We start from the raw sequence: 10,522 nt of genomic DNA, 5'->3' as shown, positions 1-10,522 counted from the left end.
AGATATTCCAAGAAAGTTAATGAAGTTCCCCCCCAAGAAATATCGGGTGAGCCCTTAAAAGACCTTTACCCGGAATCGTTTATTTTATCGGGAGGTGATTTATTTTAAAGTTTCCATATTTATTACATATCTGAATTTTACTTTCCCATCTAATACGGATTGATATGCTTGATTTATTGCATCTGCATTTGCTTCAATCATTTCTATTTCAGGGTAAATATTATGTGTAACAGAATAATTCAACATTTCTTGTGTTTCAGGAATACCAGCAATCAAAGTTCCATATATTTTGCGGCGACCTGCGAGTGCCCCGGTATTAACAGATGGAATTTTATCAGCGGCGGGCATTCCAATCAGAACCATTTCTCCATCAACTTTAAGCATCCGCACATATTGTTCTACATTAAAATTAGTTGGAATTGTACTGATGATTACACGAAATGAATTATCCAAGCCTTTAAGTTCGTCCGGATTAGTTACATTCACAAATTTGACTGCCCCCATACGTAAGGCATCATTACGTTTATCTTCTGATACATCAAATACGGTTACTTCTGCACCAAAGGAAACTGCATATTGTACAGCTATATGTCCTAATCCGCCAAATCCGGCAATAGCAATTTTATCACCCTTGCCTACATGTGTGAATTTCAGTGGTGAATAAGTGGTCGCTCCTGCACAAAGCAATGGTGCAATACGTTTCATATCTGCACCTTGCGGTATTTTGAGTGCAAAGTGCTCGCTGACAACAATATTGTTGGAATAACCACCCATTGTGGGGTCTCCATCAAAATCCCTTGAATTATAGGTATAAACGGTTTTGTTATTATCGCAGTACTGTTCTTCGCCTTTTTTGCAATGTTCGCAAATTCCACAGGAGTTTACCATACAACCGACACCAGCGTAATCTCCTACTTTAAATTTAGTTACGTTCTTTCCTACTTGGGTAATCTTCCCTGCTATTTCATGTCCGGGAACCATAGGGAAAATTGAACCGCCCCATTCATCACGTGACTGATGAATATCGCTGTGACAGATACCTGAATACATGATTTCAATCAACACATCATTGTCACCAATAGCTTTTCTTTCAAATTCATACGGTGTAAATACCCCGTTTTTATCCATTGCAACAAAACCTTTTGAATGTACATGACCGTCATGTACTTGATTGCTCTGTGCTTGAACATTGTAACTGATAGTCAGTAAAATTACTGACAAGAGATAAATTAACTTTTTCATTTTTAGTTGTTTCTATGATTTATAAATTGTTTATTTATAAGATTGTAGATAAATTTCCAGCATATCCATATCAGATAATTCAGCAGGGTCTGCGGAAATGTCACCGCCCATAACTTTACGGGTACGTTCAGGACAGCTTTTCAGATATTCTTTTGTAATCCCGAAATCACTCATTTTTAAATCGGACATCCCGATGTTCGCAATCAATTTGTCGAGAGCATTTACAAAATCTTGTCCTGAAATAGCATTATGAACCCCCATCGCCTTTGCTATTTTTATCATTTGTCCTTCACAAACTTTTAAATCGGCAAACTTCTGATAGTAAGCATGTGCAATCATAATCAAACCTGCTCCATGTGGCAGTTCGGGATAGAACCCGCCAAGTGAATGTTCCATAGAATGTGCAGATGTACAAAGCATATAATATCCGGCAAGTGAATTAGCCACTGCCATATAATAGCGTGCCTCTTTATCAGAACCGTCTTTAACGGCGAGGGGTAGATATTTTGCAACAAGTTCGATTGCTTTTAATGCGAACATTTCACCCATTATATGATTTTTAGTATTGATAACACTTTCTGTTGCGTGAAAGAAAGCATCCATTCCTTGATAAGCCGTAAATTGGGATGGAATAGTCATCATTAAGTCGGGGTCAACGATGGAAAGAACCGGGTACATGCTTTCTCCGCTGAAAAATCCTGATTTTTCTCCTGTTTCTTCTTTTGTGATGACACCCCACGGGTCGACTTCACTGGCGGTACCCGCTGTTGTGGTGATACATACGATAGGAAGCGGTTGGGCTATACGTTCTTTTTTGCCGCCTGTTGTACTGAAACTGTAATCCCATAAATCACCGGGGTTAGTCATTGCAAAAGCAATGGCTTTGGCTGCATCCATCGCACTGCCACCGCCTAAACCGATAACAAAATCGCAACCGCTTTCTTTTCCCAATATGGAAGCATCCATTACGTTAGCAAGGGTAGGATTGGGATGAACTCGGTCGAAAAGCGTGTATTCCACGTTTGCCATCTCCAACTGTTTTTCTACTCGTTCTAATGTTCCATTTCTTTTTACCGATTTACCGGAAGTCGTAACTATCAAAGCTTTTTTTCCGGGTAATTGCTGTTCGTGCAAATGATTTAACTGTCCTGCTCCGAACAATACGCGCGTAGGAATGAAATAAGTAAAATTGGTAATCATTGTAATAATCTCCTATAATTTGAATTGTTAGAAATTTATTTATCATTCATATTTCTTATGCAGAATAAATAATAGTATAGAACCAAGCACAGCAAAAGGAATACCTACTAAAGCCGGATAACGGAAATCAAATCCTGCTTGTAATATCAGACCACCACAATAAGCTGCAACAGCATTTCCTATATTAAAGGCTATTTGAATGCTTGCTGCACCTAACATTTCACCACCTTTGGAGAAACGGATAATCAGGTATTGTAAAGGGCTGCCCACACCAAATAGTCCTGCCGTGCCTATAACCATTAATACGACAGAAAGCCACGGAACAGGTGAAAAGAAAAATATCAATAACAATGTGAAAACCATACACGATTGTACAATGGCAGCAACAAGTCCGGCTCGAAAACGGTCAGCCAAACGTCCGCCAAGCAGATTGCCTATCACCATACCGAAACCTGCAATAACCATTAACCAAGTAAGGCTATCTGTTGAGAAGCCCGAAATGTTCGTTAAAAGTGGATTTATATAACTATACCAACAATACACGCCGCCGTTTCCTAATAAAGTACCACCGATAATAAGCCACGGTGCAGGTGACTTTAGGAACTTAAACTGTCCTTTGAAGCCACTATCAGGCAAACTATCCATTTGAGGAATCCAACGCCAAATGCTATAGAACGTTAGTAAACTCCAGCAAGCTACCAGCAGGAAAGTAAGCCGCCATGAAATAGTATTGCTTAGTGCAGTTCCAAGAGGTACACCAAATACTGTGGCGATGGTCATGCCTGCAATCATAACCGATACAGCTTGCGAACCTTTTCCTTTGTCTGCCAACCGTTGCGCCACGATAGATGCCACTCCAAAATATGCACCGTGTGGAAAACCAGACAAAAAACGGGCAAGTAAAAGCATCCAATAATCAGATGCTGCCGCAGCACAGAGATTACCAACTACAATGATGGTTACCAACAACAACAAAATCTTTTTTAAAGGATATTTGCGTACCAACAAGAGCACAGGAGCACCCAGACATACCCCCAAAGCATAAGCTGAAATCAGATGTCCGGCGGCAGAGATGCTAATCTGCAAATTTTCGGCAACACTTCCTAATATTCCCATCATTGCAAATTCTGCAATACCTAATCCAAGTGTACCGAATGCAAGTGCAATAAGACTTTTCTTCATAACAATTCGTTTGTTTAAAGACATAAAAAAACATCATCAAAACCGTTTGATTTTGATGATGCAAAAGTAGCTGTCCGAGGCTTTGTACTGTTTTTCTTATTCGTTATTTCTTCTTTGCTGAAAAGTCTTTTTATTTTCTCTATATGGCAGTAGAGTTTATGACGGACGGTGGAAAGCCGAACTCTTTTTTGTAGGCAGTAGAAAAATGTGACAGGTTCTTAAAGCCCACCTTTAAATACACTTCTGCAGGCTTTTCTCCTTTCTCGGTTATCAGACATTTGGCTTCTTCTAAACGCTTTTTTATCAACCATCTACTTGGTGTGTTATTAAAAACGCAGAAGAAATCTTTTTTGAAAGAAGATAAACTTCTTCCTGTATAATGTACAAATTCTTCTATAGACAAGTCGCATTTATAGTTTTTAGTCATAAAATCAGCCAAGTCAATTTTCCACGGTTCTGCAAAGTCAAAAAGTACCGAACCAAGTTCTGGCTTTAATTGAAGTAAAACGAATACTGCTTCTTTCAGTTTAGCTTCCATTAGCTCCTTTGACGGATATTGCCGGGCATCAAAATATTGTTCAAGTGACATAAATAGTCCTTTCAAAAAAGGGTGCTTTTCCAATAAAACATAAACAGATTTAGCAAGATGAGAGTTATTAACTAAAGGAACAGTTATTTGGCTTTCGTTCAGGAAAGTTTTCAGGAAAGGCGTTTTTAATTGTAAGAACAATCCTTTGAAAGGTTCTCCGTTTCTTGATGGCTTCTTAATTTTGCGGAGCATGTGGTTACGTTTCAAAAAAAAGGCATCTCCTTTCTTTAAATGATACCGTTTTTCGGGAGAAATAAGTTCTAATTCTCCTGAACAGATATACACCAACATATGCTCTGTAACCATCTCCTCACACCATTTGTCTTTCTCTACAAGGCAACAATAAAATGTGTCCATGTAATTGTAAACGACTATACCCGATTTTGTATCCATGACTTGAGTCTTATTTGATAAACAAAGATATGTAACTTTGTTTAGATGTGAATTAATCTCTTATAGATTGATATTTATTTTATACAAAAATATGGCGTTTCGTGTTGAGACAGGTTTTCTTAAAAGTTCTTTTTACTTTTCTTAAAAGCCAATAGTGAATAATAATGCTCTTTTGGGAGTATAAGCTATCGGTAGGGGTAATATCTTTATCATATAGACGAGGAACGTACCTTTGAAAATACAGACTTATTATGACAAATGAGTGGTTTCTACTATCTTCGTATGTGAAGTCGTTTTAGTGATGTTGTTAAATATTTTCTTCTTGGAGAGTATAATGAGGTACAACAGCTATATTTTGGCCCGTTTTAGAATCATATGCAACCAAAGCATGTATAGCTTGATGTATCCTTAATTCTATACCATTTTGTCTAAACCTATTCATTAGTTGAGATGAACAATGCTCAAACAAAGTTTCACTTTCATTTTGAATATCTTGTTCTAATCTTTTAATTCGATGAAATTCATGATTGGAATCCATGACAGCTTGTGCGCTTTGTCCTGTTAATGCGAATCCCATTCCCATCGGAAGGTAGCTTGTCCCATCTCTCATTGTTATTCCAACATTAAGGCCAGCTTTTCGGAGTTCTTTTATATCTTGAGAGTCAAACTTGATAGCGAATTCACCTTCTACTTTAAAATTCGATATTAATTGAGGCCAATTATCATGTATAATTTGTACTAACTCTATATTAGACCAATTGTCATGTCTCATAATACAAAGAAAATAGACATCATTAGGCGTTAATATTGCAAAAAGTACATCTCCTGTACGTTGAATAAAACCATCTGATGTTACAGCTTCACCTAAATGAAAATGATGAATATTCCAAGAATAAAGTAATTTATCTTCCTTATCTATTCGCTCTATTGTTTTACTCAGGTGAGGACGTACATCTATCCCTCTTTCAAATTTGTCTTTAAGTAAATCTAATCCATTTTGAAGTTGAAAGGGGCATACGAAATTATTAGCATAGTGTACTTGGCGGGAACATTGAGGAATGAGCCGTTTTTTAATAGTATAATATGTTATTAACAATTGATGATCATCTGTTATTATAGAAGTATCATATCCAACCTCCAATAATTCGGCTCGATATATATTAATAAGATCTTCTAATGCTTTTGAATCAATAGTAATCATGAAACATTAACAGTTACACCCCTCGTCTTTTATTGAGCCGCCTTGCAGAAACAGTTTTCCAAATGGTCGTTCACAAAACCGGCCGCCTGTAAAAAAGCATAGCAAATAGTCGGCCCGAAGAACTTGAATCCTCGCTTTTTCATATCTTTGCTCATAGCATCCGACTCGGGAGATGTGGCGGGAATCTGGCTCAAGCTCTTGAAATTATTGACAATAGGTTGCCGGTTGGGAAAGAATGATAAAGTGTACTTGTAGAAACTGCCGAACTCTTCCTGAATAGCCATAAATAGTTTCGCATTATTAATTGTGCTCTTGATTTTCAACCTGTTTTTGACAATCCCATCAAATTGCATCAATTGCTCGATGTCTTCCGGTGTCATCTGCGCTACTTTTTTCACATCAAAATGATGAAAGGCTTCCCGGTATCCTTCACGTTTGCGGAGAATAGTAATCCAAGCTAACCCAGCCTGGGCACTTTCAAGAACCAGAAACTCAAACAAAGCCTTGTCGTCAGTGACAAGTTTGCCCCATTCTTCATCATGGTATTTTATGTATAGTTCGTCTGTTCCAGCCCAACCGCAACGGGCATTTATTATATCTTCCATATTTATGACCAATTATTTATTAGTTCGTTGTTCCATATACAAAGATACAAAAAGGAACAATCATTCAAAAACATGAAAAAAAAATCACCCAAAGTGTGTCAGTATTTTGTAGTATGACAGACTAACCTAACAAAAGACATCCCAATGTTAGGGTTAGGGTTTACTTACTTAAAAACGAAAGACGTATGAAAAATGTTATTCTAATCATCGCTTTGTTCATATCCGGAGGATTGGCAACAGCACAAGAAACAATGAGCGGACAGCTCTCTAAAAATACAAATATGAGTGACGTAAAAGAAATTTATTTTGCAGGCGGATGTTTCTGGGGTACAGAACATTTCATAAAACAGATTAATGGCGTAGTCAATACGCAAGTGGGCTATGCAAATGGAAAAACGGATGTACAGAATCCGACTTACGAGCAGGTTTGCAATGATAATATCGGTTTTGCCGAAACAGTAAAAGTCGGTTACAATCCGCAGCAGGCCGATTTGAACTTTCTGATAGATCTGTTCTTCAAAACGATAGACCCGACAAGCCTTAACCGGCAGGGGAACGACAAAGGAGCACAATACCGGACAGGCATTTATTACACAGATAAAGCTGATTTACCGGTTATCAAACAGGCTGTGGAAGCCCTGGCCAAACAATATACCAAACCGGTTGTCGTAGAAGTCGAACCGCTGAGGAATTTCTTTCCGGCAGAAGATTATCATCAGGATTATCTGGACAAACATCCGAACGGTTATTGCCATATCAGCCCTGAATTGTTCGACATGGCCAAGAAAGCAGCTTTCTCGCCTCAAAAGATATATCAAAAACCGGATGACGAGACATTACGTTCCCGGTTGACAGCCGAACAATACGCCGTAACACAAAAGAATGCAACGGAAAGAGCTTTCCGGAACGAATATTGGAATGAAAAACGCGAAGGTTTATATGTCGATATAACTACAGGTGAACCTTTATTCATCTCGACCGATAAATTCGACTCCGGTTGTGGTTGGCCCAGTTTTTCAAAACCCATAGATAAGAGCCTGGTAATGAAAAAGACAGATAATTCCCATGGTATGCAGCGTATTGAAGTGCGCAGCAAAACCGGAGATGCACATCTGGGACATGTGTTCAATGACGGTCCGACCGATAAAGGCGGATTGCGCTACTGCATCAACAGCGCATCACTCCGGTTTATCCCGAAAGACAGGATGAAAGCCGAAGGATACGCCGATTATATTCCACTTCTGGAAAAGAAATAAAGAATTTTTATTATACAAACAATTTAATAACAGACGAATATGAAAAAGTATTTATTAGCAGCAACAATGTTTGCATTGGTTTCAACAGCATTTGTTTCATGCAGTGATGAGGATGAAAAGGACATGCCGGGACTTGCTTCTTCGGTAATCTCTTTTGAGAATGTATTGGAACCTAAAGATTTTGTAGAGAGCGGAACATTTGTAGGAATGGGAAGTGAAGATATTAACGCGCCTGTGGTATTACCGGGACAGAGTATCCGCTTTACATTCCATGCAGGTAAAGGACAGGCATTGATGTTTGCCACGATGTACGGAGCATCGAAAGACTGGTTTTTCGCACCAGAGAATCCGGGCCTACAACTTTATAATAATGACGGTGTGCCTATGACGGGAGATGTTTCTTCGCAAATCAAACTATGGGATAACGGGACGAAAGCCGGAATGACTGATGAGAAAGAAGATGTCGGCATTATGATGGTTCCTGATATCGACGCTTCGAAGCTGATGAAGCTGGAGCTGAATTATATGGCCAGTTCTTCTGAATTTGAGTTGACTATCACCAACACCTCTGGTGGCAGTGATAACGAGACCCCTTTTTCACCGGGTGTATGGGCAGTTTCGAATGTATTCAACGGGGAACTTCTGAACGGGATGCCTTTTTATGAAGCCGGAGCAAAATCGAATGCAGAAATAACAGCGATTGCACAAATGGGCGACAACTCTCTTTTAGCGGAAAAGATTTCTGCCAACACAGGCATCATCACAGGCATTTCTCCAGCCATAGTTGTAGTCTATACGGGAGACGTCAACCCAATCTATGAAGCAGGAAAGAAAGATGCCGGAATAGGTCTGGCTAACCTTGCGCAGAAGGGTGATGCATCAGCCTTGAAGGCTTCATTGGAAAAGATGCCTGATGTAAGAATGGTCTATGTTGCCGGCGATGCTCCGGTAGCACCGGGTGAAAAAGTGGAAATAGAGTTTGAAGCAACCGAAGGTGACCATATCGCCTATGCGACCATGTTTGGTTATTCCAATGACTGGTTTTATGCAAATGAAGCCATGATTCCTGCTAATTTCAAAGGTGACATTACGGGTAAGACTGCTCTTTTTGATGACGGAACAGCTGTTAGCCAATATCCAGGAGCCGGAAATGCACAGGGGCTTTTCATCGGAATGCCGGAAAAAGAGGACGCATCTATTATGAAAGTAGATGATATGTTCCCGGTTCCGACAATAAATAATGTTTTGAAGGTAGTTATCCGATAATAATAGTAATTCTGGAAGATTTTTATAACCACTTTATTAGCAAGCAGTTCTGAGGATAAGGTAAAAATGAGGTAATGATTTGGCAACCCTGTCTATTTCTACGTTCTGCTGTGAGTTGCTGTCAATGTCTCTCGTCTTGGTACAAAAGTAGCAATAAAAATCGGATACACATCAAAATGTCCCATGATTTTTATCACAGGACGTTTTTTATCTTCGCTGAATAATCCGGTTTAACCGTTACTTCTATTTTCGGCAAGTTGCGGGCTATGATTGCTGAAATTTATACTTTAATCCATACTCTTCCAACTTGCTATACAGCGTTGTACGTCCGATTCCGAGCAATTCGGCGGCAACCTTGCGGTTTCCGTTTGCCTGCTTCAACGCGCGTAAGATGCGTTCCTTGTCCTCCGCATCGTTTCGCAAGGCGAAGCTGACAGGTGAGGTCGGTTTCGTTACGGCAAGTTCCAGATGCTCTTTCATGACAACTCCCGTCTGTGCCTGCAACACCGCGCCCATTATCTTCTGCCGAAGCTCACGGACATTACCCGGCCACGGATGGGTCAGCAATGTCTTACGGGCTTCCGCATCGAGCCCAGTCACGCTACATTCCAATTCATTGTTGGCAATCTCACGGAAGAACTCCGCCAACGGCATGATGTCCTCCTGACAGTCACGCAAGGGCGGAACAGTTATCTCGAAGTCGTGCAAACGGTACAGCAAATCCTGTCGGAAACGTTTTTCAATGACCGCTTTCTCCAGATCCTCGTTGGTGGCGGCGATGATGCGGACATTGAAGCTCTTGTCCGTCTTGTCACCTATAGGGCGGTATCTCCGTTCCTGTATGGCACGGAGTAACATCTGCTGGGTTTCCAATGCGAGATTGCCTACCTCATCCAAGAACAATGTGCCACCCTCTGCCTCATTGAAGTATCCTTTCTTTGTGCTGTCCGCACCCGTAAACGCGCCTTTGACATGTCCGAAGAATGCCGAGGGCGCAAGGTCTTTGGAGAGTGAACCGCAGTCCACAGGCACAAACGGTTTCCCTGCCCTTTTGCTCTTATCATGCAGATGGTGGGCGATATGCTCCTTGCCCGTGCCGTTCTCTCCGAATATCAGCACGCTCATATCAGTAGGGGCAACTAATCTTATCTGTTGCATGATTTTCTGAAAGGCGGAACTGTCACGGGCAAAAACGGGCATACGATTTCGTCCGATACTCCGTTCTTTCAGGATGGTATGAAGCAGAGGCATAAGTTTATCCTCCACAAGCTGCTTGGGGATATAGTCCAGCGAGCCGAGTTTCATACTTTCGACTGCCGTATGCACTTCGGCATAGTTGATCATGATGATTAACGGTTGTGTCATGCCTTCCTTGCGCATCCATCGTAATAGGTCGATGCCGTCACCGTCGGGTAGTCGTAGGTCAGAAACCACGATGTCCCCGTCTGAGGCTTGTTGCAGAAGTTTCTTCGCGGTCGAGAGGTGGTAAGCCTGCACGGTACGGAATCCTTCCCGTGCCAGCAGGTTGCAGACAAACTCGCAATACACGATATTGTCCTCCACCACGATGATTCTTGTTTTATCCATT

General features: G+C 40.6%; 9 protein-coding genes. 2 read left to right on the top strand and 7 right to left on the bottom strand.

Features of this window, described 5'->3' with window-relative positions:
• Positions 1-99: 99 nt before the first annotated feature.
• From DWW90_RS13380 to DWW90_RS13355, 6 genes are all read right to left on the bottom strand, one after another.
• Positions 100-1,242 carry an NAD(P)-dependent alcohol dehydrogenase gene (locus DWW90_RS13380; protein WP_122332540.1) on the bottom strand — a complete coding sequence of 381 codons (1,143 nt, stop codon included), beginning with the start codon at positions 1,240-1,242 and terminating at the stop codon, positions 100-102.
• A gap of 30 nt (positions 1,243-1,272) precedes the next feature.
• Positions 1,273-2,442, bottom strand: coding sequence for an iron-containing alcohol dehydrogenase (locus DWW90_RS13375; protein ID WP_122332541.1), 1,170 nt, complete (start codon positions 2,440-2,442; stop codon positions 1,273-1,275).
• 42 nt (positions 2,443-2,484) lie between these two features.
• A complete protein-coding gene (gene araJ / locus DWW90_RS13370) occupies positions 2,485-3,624 on the bottom strand; it encodes an MFS transporter AraJ (protein ID WP_115499920.1) in 1,140 nt (379 codons plus the stop codon).
• A 139-nt stretch (positions 3,625-3,763) separates the two neighbouring features.
• The gene (locus DWW90_RS13365) at positions 3,764-4,606 is read right to left on the bottom strand and encodes an AraC family transcriptional regulator (protein WP_122345317.1); all 843 of its coding nucleotides are present in this window, start codon (positions 4,604-4,606) and stop codon (positions 3,764-3,766) included.
• A 307-nt stretch (positions 4,607-4,913) separates the two neighbouring features.
• A complete protein-coding gene (locus tag DWW90_RS13360; protein ID WP_122345316.1) occupies positions 4,914-5,807 on the bottom strand; it encodes a hypothetical protein in 894 nt (297 codons plus the stop codon).
• A 29-nt stretch (positions 5,808-5,836) separates the two neighbouring features.
• A complete protein-coding gene (locus DWW90_RS13355; RefSeq protein WP_122345324.1) occupies positions 5,837-6,412 on the bottom strand; it encodes a DNA-3-methyladenine glycosylase I in 576 nt (191 codons plus the stop codon).
• 185 nt (positions 6,413-6,597) lie between these two features.
• On the opposite strand from DWW90_RS13355, the gene msrB reads away from it, so the two are divergent.
• Positions 6,598-7,668 (top strand): peptide-methionine (R)-S-oxide reductase MsrB, encoded by a 1,071-nt coding sequence (msrB, locus tag DWW90_RS13350; RefSeq protein WP_115499925.1) that lies wholly within the window; start codon positions 6,598-6,600, stop codon positions 7,666-7,668.
• Between the two features lie 39 nt (positions 7,669-7,707).
• Positions 7,708-8,934: a spondin domain-containing protein gene (locus DWW90_RS13345; RefSeq protein ID WP_115499926.1), complete on the top strand. Its 1,227-nt coding sequence runs from the start codon at positions 7,708-7,710 to the stop codon at positions 8,932-8,934.
• Between the two features lie 264 nt (positions 8,935-9,198).
• Here DWW90_RS13345 and DWW90_RS13340 read toward each other — a convergent pair whose 3' ends face one another.
• Positions 9,199-10,521 (bottom strand): sigma-54 dependent transcriptional regulator, encoded by a 1,323-nt coding sequence (locus DWW90_RS13340; protein WP_122345323.1) that lies wholly within the window; start codon positions 10,519-10,521, stop codon positions 9,199-9,201.
• Position 10,522: the final 1 nt, after the last annotated feature.

The organism is Parabacteroides sp. AF17-28 (genome assembly GCF_003479205.1).
GTDB lineage: Bacteria > Bacteroidota > Bacteroidia > Bacteroidales > Tannerellaceae > Parabacteroides > Parabacteroides acidifaciens.
This window is presented reverse-complemented; position numbering and strand designations above follow the sequence as displayed.

Excerpts from the sequence above, each read along its gene's own strand:
- DWW90_RS13375 (WP_122332541.1), bottom strand. The coding sequence starts at position 2,442 with ATGATTACCAATTTTACTTATTTCATTCCTACGCGCGTATTGTTCGGA.
- DWW90_RS13345 (WP_115499926.1), top strand. The coding sequence starts at position 7,708 with ATGAAAAAGTATTTATTAGCAGCAACAATGTTTGCATTGGTTTCAACA.
- DWW90_RS13340 (WP_122345323.1), bottom strand. The coding sequence starts at position 10,521 with ATGGATAAAACAAGAATCATCGTGGTGGAGGACAATATCGTGTATTGC.
- msrB (WP_115499925.1), top strand. The coding sequence starts at position 6,598 with ATGAAAAATGTTATTCTAATCATCGCTTTGTTCATATCCGGAGGATTG.
- DWW90_RS13365 (WP_122345317.1), bottom strand. The coding sequence starts at position 4,606 with ATGGATACAAAATCGGGTATAGTCGTTTACAATTACATGGACACATTT.
- araJ (WP_115499920.1), bottom strand. The coding sequence starts at position 3,624 with ATGAAGAAAAGTCTTATTGCACTTGCATTCGGTACACTTGGATTAGGT.
- DWW90_RS13360 (WP_122345316.1), bottom strand. The coding sequence starts at position 5,807 with ATGATTACTATTGATTCAAAAGCATTAGAAGATCTTATTAATATATAT.
- DWW90_RS13380 (WP_122332540.1), bottom strand. The coding sequence starts at position 1,242 with ATGAAAAAGTTAATTTATCTCTTGTCAGTAATTTTACTGACTATCAGT.
- DWW90_RS13355 (WP_122345324.1), bottom strand. The coding sequence starts at position 6,412 with ATGGAAGATATAATAAATGCCCGTTGCGGTTGGGCTGGAACAGACGAA.